Source organism: Luteococcus sp. H91 (assembly GCF_038433135.1).
In the GTDB taxonomy this organism is placed as follows: domain Bacteria; phylum Actinomycetota; class Actinomycetes; order Propionibacteriales; family Propionibacteriaceae; genus Luteococcus.
This window is the reverse complement of the sequence record NZ_JBCDMV010000002.1, coordinates 191,238-206,448: the sequence shown is the minus strand read 5'-3', so window position 1 is coordinate 206,448 and position 15,211 is coordinate 191,238. Positions and strand designations below refer to the sequence as shown.

At 66.7% G+C, this 15,211-nt stretch carries 11 protein-coding genes and 1 tRNA gene; 4 read left to right on the top strand and 8 right to left on the bottom strand.

Annotated features, from left to right (window positions below; all coding sequences use genetic code 11):
• Positions 1-67: 67 nt before the first annotated feature.
• On the bottom strand, positions 68-412 hold the full coding sequence (locus AAEX57_RS01655; RefSeq protein WP_342090494.1) for a WhiB family transcriptional regulator: 345 nt from the start codon (positions 410-412) through the stop codon (positions 68-70).
• A 202-nt stretch (positions 413-614) separates the two neighbouring features.
• On the opposite strand from AAEX57_RS01655, the gene AAEX57_RS01650 reads away from it, so the two are divergent.
• From AAEX57_RS01650 to AAEX57_RS01640, 3 genes are all read left to right on the top strand, one after another.
• On the top strand, positions 615-3,401 hold the full coding sequence (locus AAEX57_RS01650) for a transglycosylase domain-containing protein (protein ID WP_342090493.1): 2,787 nt from the start codon (positions 615-617) through the stop codon (positions 3,399-3,401).
• A complete protein-coding gene (locus tag AAEX57_RS01645) occupies positions 3,398-4,318 on the top strand; it encodes a metallophosphoesterase (protein ID WP_342090492.1) in 921 nt (306 codons plus the stop codon). Before AAEX57_RS01650 ends, AAEX57_RS01645 begins: the two co-directional genes overlap by 4 nt.
• 78 nt (positions 4,319-4,396) lie before the next feature.
• Positions 4,397-4,473 (top strand) — tRNA-Pro (locus AAEX57_RS01640).
• A gap of 461 nt (positions 4,474-4,934) precedes the next feature.
• On the opposite strand, the gene murJ is transcribed toward AAEX57_RS01640, so the two are convergent.
• On the bottom strand, positions 4,935-6,605 hold the full coding sequence (gene murJ / locus AAEX57_RS01635) for a murein biosynthesis integral membrane protein MurJ (protein ID WP_342090491.1): 1,671 nt from the start codon (positions 6,603-6,605) through the stop codon (positions 4,935-4,937).
• Positions 6,606-6,634: 29 nt separating this feature from the next.
• Positions 6,635-7,900: an aspartate kinase gene (locus tag AAEX57_RS01630; protein ID WP_342090490.1), complete on the bottom strand. Its 1,266-nt coding sequence runs from the start codon at positions 7,898-7,900 to the stop codon at positions 6,635-6,637.
• A gap of 152 nt (positions 7,901-8,052) precedes the next feature.
• Between AAEX57_RS01630 and AAEX57_RS01625 the strand changes: the two genes are divergently transcribed.
• Positions 8,053-8,508, top strand: coding sequence for a DUF1707 SHOCT-like domain-containing protein (locus tag AAEX57_RS01625; protein ID WP_342090489.1), 456 nt, complete (start codon positions 8,053-8,055; stop codon positions 8,506-8,508).
• A gap of 103 nt (positions 8,509-8,611) precedes the next feature.
• On the opposite strand, the gene AAEX57_RS01620 is transcribed toward AAEX57_RS01625, so the two are convergent.
• The 5 genes from AAEX57_RS01620 to ileS form a co-directional block, all read right to left on the bottom strand.
• A complete protein-coding gene (locus AAEX57_RS01620; RefSeq protein WP_342090488.1) occupies positions 8,612-8,890 on the bottom strand; it encodes a GNAT family N-acetyltransferase in 279 nt (92 codons plus the stop codon).
• Between the two features lie 72 nt (positions 8,891-8,962).
• Entirely contained in the window at positions 8,963-9,268 is a 306-nt protein-coding gene (locus AAEX57_RS01615; RefSeq protein ID WP_342090487.1) for a GNAT family N-acetyltransferase, read from the bottom strand.
• Between the two features lie 2 nt (positions 9,269-9,270).
• Positions 9,271-10,302, bottom strand: a complete 1,032-nt coding sequence (locus AAEX57_RS01610; RefSeq protein ID WP_342090486.1) for a Gfo/Idh/MocA family protein — start codon at positions 10,300-10,302, stop codon at positions 9,271-9,273.
• 154 nt (positions 10,303-10,456) lie between these two features.
• Complete coding sequence (locus AAEX57_RS01605; protein WP_342090485.1) at positions 10,457-11,740, bottom strand: FG-GAP repeat domain-containing protein; 1,284 nt, start codon at positions 11,738-11,740, stop codon at positions 10,457-10,459.
• Positions 11,741-11,926: 186 nt separating this feature from the next.
• Positions 11,927-15,109: an isoleucine--tRNA ligase gene (gene ileS / locus AAEX57_RS01600; RefSeq protein WP_342090484.1), complete on the bottom strand. Its 3,183-nt coding sequence runs from the start codon at positions 15,107-15,109 to the stop codon at positions 11,927-11,929.
• Positions 15,110-15,211: the final 102 nt, after the last annotated feature.

Here is a 15,211-nt window from a genome sequence, read left to right as displayed (position 1 = left end):
AGGCAGCCCAGACGAACGAGGGTGTCACCGCTCTGCGGCGACACCCTCGTATCGGTTCAGCAAGTGCTCAGCGTCGAGCAGCGGTGCCGGGATGACTGTCGACGACGACCGGGCTGGCGGCCAATTGCATCATCGGCTCGTCGCCGATTCCCTGGTTCAACAGCACAGCGGCCCAGGACTTCACCTCGGGGCGCTGGCGCAGGATCTGGCGACGTTCACGCTCGGTGAGGCCACCCCAGACGCCCCACTCGATCCGGTTGTCCAGTGCTTCCGCGAGGCAGGTGACACGGACCGGGCAGCCGAGGCAGACGGCACGGGCTCGCTTTTGGTCCTTGCCCTCCGGGAACAGGGCATCCTCCATACCGCGACAGCGGGCCATCAAGGTCCAGTCATCGGGCTCGGTGAGAGTCATCACAGCTCTCCTTCCGCCTGGGGCCTACTTACCCCTCATTGGGCATAGTCAGCGCGTCTTTGGGCCGAATGTAGCGGGTAGTACACCGGTTGACAATCCCCTGTGGATGCGGTGCCCAAACATGTGCGGGTCGTGCAAGAATGCGCGTCACCAACCCGGCACGGGGCCGAGACTGTCAGATCCCTCACGTATTCTTGGTCTCATGACTTCTCGCAAGCTGGGCAGCAATGCCTACCACTTGGCCTGGTTCGGTGTGTTGAGCGTACTCAGCGGACTGTTGGTCGCTGGGCTCGCGCTACCCGCAGCCTTCCTGACCGGAACTGTGGTCAAGGCTGGCGCCGACTCGCTCGAGTCGCTGCCCGCCGATCTGACGATCGGTCAGCAGTCCGAGCGCTCCAAGGTGCTGATGGCCGACGGTTCGACGCTGGCCGAGTTCTACGCCGAGAACCGGGTCTACGTTCCGCTGAACAAGATCGCGCCCATCATGCAGACCGCGCAGCTTGCGATCGAGGACTACCGCTTCTACGAGCACGGCGCCATCGACTTCAAGGGCACCGCCCGCGCTGCGGTGCGCAGCGCGTCGGGCACCACCCAGGGCGGGTCGACGCTGACCCAGCAGTACGTGAAGCAGGTGCAGATCGAGGCCGCCACCGTGGCCAACGACCCGGCGGCCCGGGAGCGTGCCCAGGAGCAGACCCTGACCCGCAAGGTGCGCGAGCTGCGCTATGCGGTGGCGGTGGAGAAGAAGCTCACCAAGAAGCAGATTCTTGAGCGCTACATGAACATTGCCTTCTACGGCGCCAATGCCTACGGCGTCGAGGCTGCGTCGCGACGCTACTTCAACACCTCGGCGTCCCAGCTGACGCTCGGGCAGGCGGCCATGCTCGCCGGCCTGGTGCAGAATCCGGCCGCGACGGACCCGATCAACAACCCCCAGGGTGCGATCAACCGGCGCAACATCGTGCTGAACCGGATGGTGGAGCTGAAGAAGATCACCCCGGCGGAGGCCGCCAAGGCCAAGAAGGAGGGCTTTGACAAGTCCAAGGTGCAGCCCACGCCGCAGGACTGCATCTCCTCCCCCTTCCAGACGCTGTGCCTGTACGTGAAGAACACGCTGCTCAGCGAGGACTTCAAGGTGCTGGGCAAGTCCCGGACTGACCGGCTGAGCACCCTGCAGCGCGGCGGCCTGACCATCAAGACCTTGATCGATCCGAAGGCGCAGGCGTCCGCGGAGAAGGCCGTGAACCGGCTGATCGCCCCCACCGACCCGTTCATCTCCACCGCGGTGCTGATCCAGCCCAAGAGCGGACTGATCGTCGCCATGGCGCAGAACCGCACCAAGATCGGCGACGGACCCGGCCAGACCTGGTACAACTATTCGGTCGACGCCGAACACGGCGGCGCGGAGGGCTACCAGGCCGGCTCCACCTTCAAGACCTTCACGATGGCCGCGGCCCTTCAGAAGGGCATCACGCCCAGCCGTCGCTATGACGCCCAGCCAAAGATGAACTTCAAGGGGCAGACCTTCCAGGCCTGCAATGGGCCCTTCGTGCAGGGCGACTTCCCGGTGAAGAATTCCACCCCCGGTCAGGGCTCGATGGACATGTACCGGGCCGCCAAGCAGTCCACCAACACCTACTTCGTGCCGCTGTCGCGCGATGTCGGCCTGTGCAATGTGGTCAAGATGACCCAGGCCGCTGGCGTGAAGCGCGCCGATGGCAAGGACATGATCAAGGACAATGCCCCGGGCGCCAATGGCGGCTACGACAACATTCCGTCCTTCACGCTGGGCCCGGTCGAGGTGACACCGCTGTCCATGGCCGAGGGCTACGCCACCTTCGCCAACCGCGGCGTGCACTGCAACCCGAACATCATCGCGTCGGTCACCACCAAGGCCGGCAAGAATGTCGAGGTCCCCGGCGGCGACTGCCAGAAGGTGATGGAGCCGCAGATCGCCGACGGCGTGAACAAGATCCTGCAGCAGGTGATCGAGAGCGGTACCGCCCGCCCGGCGCACCTGAACGACAGCCGTGACCAGGCCGCCAAGACCGGTACCACCAACTCCGCCGAGGCCGTCTGGCTGGCCGGCTACACCCCGGACATGGCGGGCGTCGCCATGATCGCCGCCGACAAGCAGGCCCCGGTCTACAAGGGCAAGAGCCGCCGCTCGCTGACCGGCAAGTACGCCCACGGCACCGACTACCCCAACGGTTACTACATCAACGGTTCCGGTGGTGGCGACGCGGGCCGGATCTGGCGTACCGCCATGAGCGCCGCGCTGGAGAATGTGGACACCCCCGGCAAGTTCGTCGAACCCGGCGCCTCGGTGATCGAGGGCAAGCGCGTTGCGCTGCCGAACATCGAAGGGATGAGCCGCCGCGACGCGATGGCCGCCGTCGAGGCCGTCGGCTTCGGCACCGAGATGGTCTACCAGTACAGCTCGCGCCCCAAGGGAACCTACCTGTACGCCTACCCGAGCAGTGGCACCCACCCGCTGAGCCGCAACGTCCAGTTCGTCATCTCGAAGGGCCCCAAGCCCAAGTCAACGCCGGCCAAGCCCAACAGCCCGTCGCCCAGCAAGAAGTCGTCGCGCACCTCCCAGGAGGCGACGCTGCGCGAGACCCGGAAGCGAGCAGCCGTGCAGGCCGCCCAGCGCAAGGCGGCGCAGCAGAAGGCAGCCCAGGCGAGGGCCGCGCAGCTCGCGGCCCAGCAGGCGGCCCAGCGCGCCGCCCAGACCAAGACGGCCCAGGCTGCCGCGCAACGCGCCGCCCAGGCCAGAGCCGCGCAAGCCGCAGCCGCCAGGGCAGCGCAGGCCAGAGCCGCACAGGCCGCAGCCCAACGCGCCGCAGCCGCCAGGGCAGCGCAGGCCAAGGCCGCGCAAGCCTCAGCACAACGCGCCGCAGCCGCCAGGGCCGCCGCGCAACGCGCGGCCGCTGCCAAGGCGGCCCAGGCCAAGGCCAAGCAGCCCGTCGCGAAGAAGACTCCGTGAGCGGGCTCGGGCGGCTTGCGGCGGCAACGCTGACGGCCGGGAGCGCGGCGCTGGGCTATGGCCTGTGGGAGGCCCGACAGTTCACGCTGCAACGGGTGGCGGTGCCGGTGCTCCCGACCGGCCAGGAGCCGATCCGGGTGTTGCACATCAGCGACATCCACCTGCTGCCGGGGCAACGGGCCAAACTGGAGTGGATCAGCCGGTTGGCCGGTCTGGAGCCGGATCTGGTGGTGAACACCGGTGACAACTTCTGCGCCCCCGACGCGATCCAGCCCCTGCTGGAGGCGTGGGGTCGCCTGCTGGACATTCCCGGCGTCTTCGTCTTCGGCTCGAACGACTACACAATGCCCGGCTTCAAGAATCCGGCGAAGTACCTGGCCGGGCCCTCCAAGGCGCACGAGCACGACAAGCCCGCCCTGCCCTTCGACGACCTGCGCGCGGCCATGACGTCGCGCGGCTGGGCCGATCTGAACCAACGTCGTGCTGAGCTCACGGTGGCCGGACGACGAATCGCCTTCCGCGGTACCGACGATGCGCACCTGGACAAGGATGACTACTCCCAGGTGGCCGGGCCGGCGCTGGAGGGCTACGACCTCAACGTCGCCGTCACCCACGCCCCCTACCTGCGGCTGCTCGACCCCATGACGGCCGACGGGATGGACATGATCTTCGCTGGCCACACCCACGGCGGCCAAGTGTGTGTGCCCTTCAAGGGCGCTCTGGTGACCAACTGCGATCTCGACGTCGAGCGGGTCAAGGGCGTCAGCACCCACACCGTGACGGGCCAGGATGGCATGGATCACACCAGCTGGCTGCACGTCTCGGCCGGCCTGGGCTCCTCCCCCTTCGCCCCGTATCGGATCGCCTGCCGACCGGAGGCGACGCTGCTCACGTTGGTCGCCCGCGACGACGCCTGAGGTCACCGCGGCTTCGATTGGTTCTCCGGCTCGATGTGGGCTACAGTTGTCCACGGCCTTCGGGCCAAGAAGCAGTACCGGGGTGTGGCGCAGCTTGGTAGCGCGCGTCGTTCGGGACGACGAGGTCGCAGGTTCAAATCCTGTCACCCCGACCATTGCCGGAAGCCGTTTGTGGTGGAATCTCCCCACAAACGGCTTCTTGGCGTTCGGGGCCAAACATGTGGACACCCGACCAACATCTTGCGTTTGCCCCACGTTTACCTCGCTGGCAAGGGGGTTCACCTGGTATTGCGGTCAAGTCACAGCACTTAACACTGAACAACTGAAAACGGGCTTCTCGCATTGCACTTATTCTGATGCCCCCCATACAGTTGTTGGCAGATGACGAACCCCCGAGCGTCATCAACACAACTGGAGCAACAATCCCCCGAGTGTTGCTCCTGAATCGTGAGTCTCGAACCCCCGAGCGAGACTCGCACCTTGGAAGGCCCCGGTATTCGCCGGGGCCTTCCTGCATGTGTGCCGTCGCGGCCCGGTGTCGCCTCGCCCCTGAACGCGCGGTGACCTCCTGGGTCAAACGCCCCTGTGGCTCCGGGGTCCGGGAGCGGACCGGTGCTCAGCGTCCGATCGGCAGGCGACGCAGCACCGGGGCCAGCAGTTCGTCCACCTCGCGGATCCGCAGCAACTTGGCACCCGCCACGAAGACCAGGCCGAAGCACAGCCCCGCGACGGCGCAGCTGGCCAGGGAGAGCAGCCAGGAACGGCCCAGACCGCTCATGCCATAGACCGCCAGCCAGGCGGTGCCGCCGGCCGCGACGGAGGCGATCGCCAGCCGGGTCCACAGCCGGAAGACACCATTCAGGCCAAGACCGCCCAGCTGGCGTCGGGCAACCAACATCCAGACCAGAGACTGGCCCCAATTTCCCACCACCAGGCCAAGTGCCACGGCTGGAAGAACCCATCGGTCCGGGAGGAACCACAGGGCGAGCACGGCGGACAGTACCTGGATCAGGGTGAGGAAGCCCTGGTAGTAGAAGTTGTCCCGGCCCTCCTCACGGACATAGCAGTAGCGTTGCTGCAGCACGCTGATGCCATATCCGAGGATGCCGAAGGACATGATCCGAAGCGCCAGGACGACGGGTCCCGACTGCGAATCCGGAAGCCGCAGCATGACGTCCACGATCGGATCAGCCATCGCGATCATGGCAGCGCTTGCGGGGATCACCGCAACGGCCGGGGTCTTCAACGCACGGATCAGCAGGCGCCGAAGCTCACGCACATCCCCGCCCTGCCACGCCCGGCTCATCTGGGGGAAGAGCGCGGTGATCACGCTGACGGTGATCAGACCGTGCGGCAGGGCAAAGATCAGGAAAGCGAAGTTGTAGGAGGCGAAACCGCCGATGCCGGGCGCATCCGGAAGCGAGGTGAGCACGATCTGCACGAGCAGTCCACCGGCCAGCGAAACGAGCAGGGCGGTCAGGGTCCAACCGACCATCCTGGAGGCCGAGCCGAGACCCGAGCCCCGCAGACCCCAGCGCGGCCGGTAACGGAAACCGCCCTTGACCAGCGGCGGGATCAGGATGAAGGCCTGAGTGGCGATGCCCAGCGTGGTGGAACCTGCCAAGGTCCACACCATGGGCATCGTCCAGGTGGCGGGGTTGATCTGCAACCCCCACTTCCACAAGAAGAAGCCCAGCCCAGCGATCTGCACCACATTGGCCAGGGCCGGGGCCCACATGAAGGCGGCAAACTGGTCGCGGGCATTGAGCACATTGCCCAGCACGGAATAGAGGCCGTAGAAGAGCACCTGCGGCACGCAGATGAGCCCGAACAGTATGGACAGCCGCAGCGCGGCTCCCTGCTGGCTGTTGGTGAGGTCCACCAGCCACGGACTCAGCAGCGTTCCGGCCAGGGCCAACAGGGCAATGGCACTGATGGCGGCTGTCAGTAGCTTGTCGACGAATTCCTGCCCACCGTCCTTGTGTTTCATCGCGGCGGTGATTTGCGGGATCAGCACCGCATTGAGCACGCCAGCGTTGAGCACGGTGAGCAGGTAGTTGGGAAGTGAATTGGCGACGTTGAAGGCCGTCGCCACGGCCGAGGCAGCCACCACCTGCGCAAACAAGTACTGTCGGCCGAAACCCAAGATCCGGCTCGCCAGCGATCCCATCGCCATCAGGGCGCTGTTGCGCGCCACCGAGTCGGTCTTCTGGGCATGGCGAGGAGCCGCGGCGGGATCGGTGCCCACCGTGGGCTCCACGTCCGCCGTGGCTGCGTCGAGCTCCATGGCCCGACGCTCCTCCCCCGGGGCGTGGGTCACCGGCCAGTGCCGGCGTAGACCACGGCCTCCCCGTCGGCGTCCAGACCAAAGGCGGTGTGGGCCGCGCGCACGGCGTCATTCACGTGATCCGCGTCCACCACGACGGAGATCCGGATCTCCGAGGTGCTGATCATGTCGATGTTGACCTCGGCGTCGGCCAGCGCGCGGAAGAACTTGGCGGTGACACCGGGGTGCGAGCGCATCCCGACGCCGATCACCGAGACCTTGCCGATCTGGTCGTCGTAGAGCAGTTCCTGGAAACCGATCTTGTCCTTCATCATGTTCAGCACCTCGATCGCCTTGCGACCGTCGCTGCTGGGCAGGGTGAAGGAGATGTCCGTGCGGCCGCTGGCCACCTCGGAGACGTTCTGCACGATCATGTCGATGTTGATCTCGGCCCGGGCGATGGTGTCGAAGATCTCGGCAGCCTCACCGGGACGGTCGGGCACGCCGACGACGGTGATCTTGGCTTCCTTGGTGTCCTGCGCGACGCCGGTGATCAGTGCTTGTTCCATCGGATTTCCTTTGCTGAGGTCCTTGACCCAGGTGCCGGGCTTGTCGGAGAAGGACGAACGGACATGGACGGGGACGTTCTCGCGCCGCGCGTACTCGACGCAGCGCAGGTGCAGGATCTTGGCGCCATTGGCGGCCATCTCCAGCATCTCCTCGTAGCTGATCTCGGGGATCCGACGGGCACCGGGCACGATCCGCGGATCCGCGGTGAAGACGCCGTCGACGTCGGAGTAGATCTCGCAGTAGTCGGCGCCCAGCGCGGCGGCCAGGGCGACGGCGGTGGTGTCCGAGGCGCCGCGGCCCAGCGTCGTGACGTCCTTGGTGGTCTGGGAGACGCCCTGGAAGCCGGCGACGATCACCACGGCCCCCTCGTTCAGGGCGGCCTCGACCCGGCCGGGGGTGATGTCGATGATCCGGGCATTGCCGTGGGTGCCGGTGGTGATCACACCGGCCTGGGAGCCGGTGTAGCTGCGCGCCTCGGCGCCCAGGTCGCTCAGCGCCATCGCCAGCAGCGCGGCGGACTGGCGCTCACCCGTGGTCAACAGCATGTCCAGCTCGCGCGCCTTGGGCTGCGGGCTGACCTGCATGGCCAGGTCCATCAGCTCGTCGGTAGTGTCACCCATCGCGGAGATCACCACGACGACGTCATTACCGGCCAGCTTGGCATTGAGAATTCGGCGCGCCACGCGCTTGATCGAGGCAGCATCCGCCACCGACGACCCACCGAACTTCTGGACGATCCGTCCCATCACACCTCCCGGTTGCCGGCAACCCGTCGTGGGCGCCGCGGACCACTGTACCCAGCAGACTCCCCCGATCCGCGGAGATCCGACGGATGGGAAGACACTGCCTGTACTTGCGGCGGGGCCGGGACGAACCGGCCAGACCCTAGCCTTGGAATGTGGACGAATTGATGCCCAGGCCCTACCGGATCGGCGACGAGGAACGCGACCGCGCCGTCGGACAGTTGAGGGAGCACCATGCCGCGGGTCGACTGGACGTCGCCGAGTTCGAGGAGCGGATGAGCGTCGCGCTGGCCGCGAAGACCAACACCCAGTTGACGCCGCTGTTCGAGGACCTGCCGCCCTTGCAGGGTCAGCCGCCGCTGCTCCAACCGTCGGCCACGACCTCCGGGCAGGTGACCAGCGCCAGGAACGGCGGTTGGAACTGGCGCCAGAGCATCTCCGGCGCTGCCTTCCCGTTGGCGTTGATCATCTGCTTTGTGACCGGCTGGCAGTACTGGTGGATCATGCTGGTGCCGATGATGGTCTCCGCGGCACTGCTGGGCAGCGACGACGATGAGGACGACGAAGCCCTTGGGCACGACGAACACAAATCGTTGCCCAAGGGCTCGTGAAGCTGCTCCCGACAAGGGGCCTCGACAGGCTCGGCCATCGCGGTCACCACACCGCACTCACGCAACCACGATCCCCGAGCTCGTCGAGGGGCCACAGTCGGGATCAGGCCAGCAGATCCTGGTACTCGGGGTTCTCGTCGATGTAGGACTTCACGAAGGAGCAGCTCGGCTTCACCTTCTTGCCGATGGTGCGCACCAGGTCAAGGGTCTGCTTCACCAGTTCGGTGCCGACGCCCTGACCCTCGTACTCGGGCAGGACCTCGGTGTGCTGCAGATCCAGCACATTCCCTTCGGGTTCGTAGGTGATGAAGCCGGCCAGCTGGCCATCGGCAGCGGCCTCATAACGCTTCTTCTCGTTCTTCAGCACAACAGTGATGTTCATGCCTTGATCCTGCCCGATCCCCGAGCGGAAGGACAGGGGTTACGCCAAGGGCGAGCCTGCCACGGCACGGGATCACTCCGCGACACGGCGACGCAGGGGGGCGAACTCCGGGTGCTCGGTGATGTAGTGCGCAACGAAGGGGCAGCTGGCCACGATCCGGTCGCCGTCGGTCATGATCCTCATCAACGCCTCACCGACCAGCTTGGTGGCGACACCGCGCCCCAGGAAACGTTCGTCCACCTCGGTGCAGACCACCTCCAGAACACCGTCCGGCAAAGGGTGATAATCCATGAACCCGGCCAACTCGTCGCCCACCCACGCCTCAAAACGAGTCTTGGCCAGATTGAGTTCGACGCTCACGTCCACGGGATCAGTCATCGTCACAGCGGCTGGTCGGTGTGCTCGATACCCAGATCCCGCAGGGCCTGCTCAAGCTGCGCCATCACCGCCAGGGTGTCGTCCAGCGGCATGATCTCGCTCTCGGTCTTCCCGGCGAGGATGCAGCGGGTCACCTCCTCGATCTCGTGACTGTAGCCCGCCCCCAGCGGCGCCGTCGCCAGGGTGCGCGGGGTGACGCCCTTGCGGTGCAGCACGACGCGGTCGGGGTGGTGGAAGCGGGGCTTGACCTCGGCCCAGCCCTGGTCACCCATCACGACCATCCGGCCGGGCCCGGCGGACTGCAGCGAGACCGCCAGCGTCGCGAGCGCTCCCGAATCGTAGGTGAGCACCATTCCGGCCTGGGCATCGACGCCATTGGGGTACATGCTGCCGCTGACGGTCATGGCCTTGGGGCTGCCGAGGAAGTCCTGCGCAAAGTGCAGCACGTAGACGCCCAGGTCCAGCACCGCGCCACCGCCGAGCTCCTTGGCGAAGAGCCGGTCGTCTGGGTTGAAGTCACGCTGGGCAAAGAGGTCACCCTGCACCCCCAGGATGGTGCCGAGCTGCCCCTCGTCGACCACCTCGTGCAGGGCCCGGACGACGGGCTGGAAGCGGGTCCACAGTGCCTCCATCGCAAAGACCTTGGCCTCGCGGGCAGCGTCGACGATCTCCTGGGCACCGGCCAGCGTCGTCGCAAAGGCCTTCTCCACCAGCACGCCCTTGCCGTTGCGGATGGCCTCCAACGCGATCGCCTTGTGCTGCGGGTGCGGGGTGGAGATGTAGACCACGTCCACCTCCGGGCAGGCGCACAGCTCCTGGTAGCTGCCGAAGCCCCGCTCCAGGCCGTACTGGCTGGCAAAGGCCTGCGCGCGGTCCAGATCACGAGATCCGACGGCGAAGGGCACGGCGTCGGGGACGTGCTCAAAATCCTTCACGAAGGACTGAGCCATCCGTCCAGGCCCGGCGATGCCCCACCTGACGGGGCTCTTCACCGACGCGGGGTTCTGCACTGCCTGATCTGCCAAGGTCTCCATGCCCCCAAGCCTTGCACGCTGCGGCGTCAGGAGAAAAGGCCGCATGCACGCCGAGGCAAGCCATCAGGATCAGTGCGCCCTCACCATCGGGCAGCACGGGCGCGGCCCGTGCCCCGATCCAGAGGCACGGGCCACGCTCGCGGCAGCGAATGGGTCAGGCCATCGAGCGGATCGCCTGCCAGTTCTTGCCGATCTGCTTCTTGCCGCTCCACCGGCCGACACCCAGGTTGGCGTAGAAGTACAAGTTGCCGTCGCTGCGCACGCCCACCATGTCTCGTCGACCGTCCCGGTTCAGGTCGCCGGGGCTGAACACCTGGCTGAAGCCGCCCCAGCCATGGCCCACCTCCTTCTTGGAGGTCACCGTGCCCCGCGAGTTCAGCGTGTAACGGTAGAGCTTGCCGTCCTTGGTGATGGCCAGCAGATCTGCCTTGCCGTCGCCGGAGAAGTCGCCGACGGACAGGATCTCGCGCACATCACCCCAGTTCTTGCCGATCTTCACCGGGCTGGGCATCCGGCCCTGCCGAACCGCCTGCCGGGTGAGGGTGTTGTCCTTGCGGATCGCGAGCAGCTCCGGATGCCCGTCGCCGGTGACGTCGTTCAGCACCGTCATGTCCTTGGCGTCGTTGAACCCGTACCCGATGATCGTGGCGAAGCCGGCCCGATTGTTGCCCTGCATCCGCTGCTGCCACATGGTTCCGGAGGCGTCGCGGGCCAGCAGGTCGGTGGCGCCGTTGTGGTCCATGTCATTGGCCTTGCCGATCCAGGTGTAGGCCGAGTTCAGGCCGCGGGCACCGGTTCCGCCGGCCGTCTTCAGCGACGGGCCATTGACGGTGCGGTAGGTCACGATCTCCCCCTTGGACAGGGCAACCACGTCGGCCACCGTGTCGTTGGTGAAGTCACCGTGGTAGCCGCTGGTGCCGGCGGCACGCGGCCAGCCGACCTTCGCGATTGCCTCCCACTCGGTGGCGGGCAGCACGTCGACGCGCTGGTTGGTGCGCAGATCATGGAAACTGAGCTGGTTCGGCTCCTGACCCATGGAGACCAGGGAGCCGGTGACGCAGCGGCCGGGAGCCAGCAGCTGGTTCTTCAGGCCGTAGTACAGGTAGCCGTCGTGCGGCTGGTAGATCCGGGTGTTGCGGTCCGTGGTGGTGTAGCTGAAGGTGTCCGGGCCGACGGGCTGGGGCTCCGAGCCCCGGTTGCAGACCTTCACCAGGTGCTCGAAGACATCCGATTCGCCCAGCCTGTCGCCGTAGCCGACGCGCAACTCGACATTGCCCACCCGGCGGGTCTCGCCGAAGTTGATGTAGGACGTCTTGCCGGGTTGCACCGGGTCCGCGGCCCGGGCGGGGGTGAGGGACAGCCCGAGGCTGGAGACCAGCCCGAGGCTGAGCGTCAGGGTGGCGAGCCGACGGGTGTGGCGCGGGTGAGTGCCGTTCATGATCTCTCCTGTGAATTCCGGGGCCGGCTCCTGTGCGGCCTCCTTCCTTCACTACGCCCCACCTGCACCGACGCGTTGCATCCTTTGCCCAAAGATTGACTGAGTGAAACTACCCGCCGTCCCCAGGAAGGACGACGGGTAGTGTCCGCGCTGGTCAACAGCGCATTCAGCGCGACCGGGCTGGAGTCAGGCCTTGGTGACCTGCACCGCCAGACCCAGGTCCTTCTCCACGACCCAGTCGTCGGCCTGGATTCCCTGCGCCATCGAGGTGGCGAGCACCTCGTCGGCAATCAGCTGCTTGTGCGTGCTGACGGCCTGGGCCAGGTCTCCGGCGGCGGCCCACTGCAGGCTGATCCGGTCGCTGACCTCCAGGCCGGTGGCCTTGCGGGTCTCCTGGACGAAGCGGATCACGTCGCGGGCCAGGCCGGCCTGCACCAGCTCCGGGGTGAGCTGCAGATCCAGGGCAACCGTCTCGCCCTGCTCGTTGACCACGCTCCAGCCCTCGCGGGGGCGCTCGGAGATGATCACCTCGTCGGCGCTCACCTGGGTGCCGCCCTCGAAGTCCACCGTCGCGGTGCCGTTCGAGGTCAGGTCGGCGGCCAACTTCGCGGCATCGGCCTGTGCAATGGCCTTGGCCACCAGCGGGGTCTGCTTGCCGAAGCGCTTGCCCAGGGCGCGGAAGTTGCCCTTGGCGGAGTAGTCGACGACGTCCCCGGCCGAGCTGAAGGACTCGATCCGGGCGATGTTCAACTCGGCGGCGATCTCCGCCACCAGGCTGTCGTCCAGCTGGGCGTGCGCATAGCTGGGCACCAGCATCCGCGCCAACGGCTGACGGGTCTTCACCTTGGCCTCGGCGCGGGCACTGCGGCCCAGCTCCACCAGACGCTTGGTCATCTCCATCGCCTTGCCCAGCTCCGGGTTGATCGCCGCGGTGTCGGCCACCGGCCAGTCGGCCAGGTGCACGGACTTCGGGGCGTCGGGGTTGGTGGTGACGAAGAGGTCCTGCCAGACCCGTTCGGTGATGAAGGGCACCAGTGGCGCCATCAACCGGGTGAGCACCTCGAGGGTCTCGTGCAGCGTGGTCAGCGCGGACTGGTCGCCGTCCCAGAAGCGACGACGGCTGCGCCGCACGTACCAGTTGCTCAGCTCGTCGACGAAGTCGGCGATCCGACTGCCCGCGTGCTGGGTGTCGAAGTTCTCCAGGGCCTCGGTCACGTCCACGACGAGCTGGTTGGTGGCAGAGACCAGCCAGCGATCCAGGACGTGACGCCCCTCGACAGGCTCGGGGGACGTACCCAGGGCGGCCGAGCCTGTCGAGGCCCCGGGAACCCACCCATTGGCATTTGCGTACAGCGCGTGGAAGGCGACGGTATTCCAGTAGGTCAGCAGCACCTTGCGGACCGTTTCGGTGATGGTGCCGTCGCCCACTCGTCGGGCTGCCCACGGCGAACCGGAGGCGGCCATGAACCACCGCACGGCATCGGCACCGTGCTTGTCCATCAGCGGGATGGGCAGCAGGATGTTGCCCAGGTGCTTGCTCATCTTGCGGCCGTCCTCGGCCAGAATGTGGCCCAGGCAGAGCACGTTCTTGTAGGAGCTCTGGTCGAAGACCAGCGTGTTCACCGCCATCAGCGTGTAGAACCAACCGCGGGTCTGGTCCGTGGCCTCGCAGATGAAGTCGGCCGGGTAGTTGGCCTCGAACTTCTCCTTGCTGCCCTCCACCCACGGGAAGCCCCACTGTGCGAAGGGCATCGATCCGGAGTCGAACCAGGCGTCGATCACCTCGGGCACGCGACGGTAGGTGCCGCTGGTGCCCTGGACGGTGAAGGTGACGTCGTCGACGAAGGGCCGGTGCGGGTCCATCGTCGCCACCTCGGGCTGACCACTGAGTTCGGCCAGCTCCGCCCGGGATCCGACGCAGATCACCTTGGCCGGGTCCTCGTCATTGCGCCAGACGGGCAGCGGCGTGCCCCAGTAGCGGCTGCGGCTCAGCGCCCAGTCGATGTTGTTGTTCAGCCAGTCACCGAAGCGGCCGTGCTTGATCGATTCGGGGTACCAGTTGGTCTTCTCGTTCTCGGCCAGCAGCTGCTCCTTGCGCTGCGTGGTGCGGATGTACCAGCTGGGCATGGCGTAGTACATCAGCGGCGTGTGGCAGCGCCAACAGTGCGGGTAGGGGTGTTCGTGGTCCAGGGTGCTCAGCAGCAGCCCGGCCTCGCGCAGCTGGTCGATGATCACCGGGTCCGCGGCCTTGAAGAAGAGGCCAGAGACAAATCCCTGGCCGTCCTTGAAGCAGCCGTCGACGCCGATTGGGTTGACGAATTCCACGCCGTTGCGCTTGTTGGACTCGTAATCGTCCTGGCCGAAGGCCATCGCCTGATGCACCAGGCCAGTGCCCTCACCCACGGCGACATAGTCCTCCAGCACCACGAACCAGCTCTTGCCCGGCTGCTCCATGCAGTCGAAGGGACGCTGGTAGGTCCAGCCCTCCATCTGCGCACCCTTGAAGGTCTCGCCGATGGTCCAGCTCTCGTCGAGGGCGGTGGCAACGTTCTCCACGGCCAGCACGACGGGGGTCTCGCCGTCCTTGTGGGCGACGCAGTAGTCGATGTCCCCACCCGCGGCGACGGTGACATTGGCGATCAGGGTCCACGGGGTGGTGGTCCAGATGGCCAGGTCCGCCTTGCCGGCCAGCGGGCCGCTGGTCAGCGGGAAGCGGGCGAAGACGGTGGTGTCGACGGTGTCCTCGTAGCCCTGCGCCAGCTCGTGGTCCGAGAGGGCGGTCTGGTCGTGCGGGCAGTAGGGGGCGACACGGAAGTCCTCCACCAGCAGGCCCTTGTCGAAGATGGTCTTCAGCGCCCACCACTCGGAGTCGACGTACTCCGGGGCCATCGTCCAGTAGGCCTCGTCCATGTTCACCCAGTAGCCCATCCGGTTGGTGAGCTCGGCGAACTGGCCGACGTGACGGCTGACCGATTCGCGGCACTTCGCGTTGAAGGCCTCAACGCCGTACTCCTCGATCTGGTCCTTGGAGTCGATGCCGACCTCCTTCTCCACCGCCAGTTCCACGGGCAGGCCGTGGCAGTCCCAGCCGGCCTTGCGGTCCACCCGTCGGCCCTGCATGGTCTTGAAGCGCGGGAAGACGTCCTTGAAGACGCGGGCCTCAATGTGGTGGGTGCCGGGCTGGCCGTTGGCGGTGGGCGGGCCCTCGTAGAAGGTCCACGGCTCGCCGTCGGCGGTCTTGGCCAGGGTCTGGTCAAAGGTCTTGTTCTGGGCCCAGAAGTCCAGGATCTCGTGCTCCATGGCCGGCAGGTCGATCTGGGCCGGGACGGACTTGTACCGGTTCTGGGGGGTCTGTGCGTCGGTGCTCATCGCTGTCCTCTTCGTCGGGTCTTCAGACGAAGGGACGAGACTGCCGGACGCGTGTCCGGGCGGCCCGCGGTACCACCCTCCTTGGGGAGTGTTGCCTCCCCC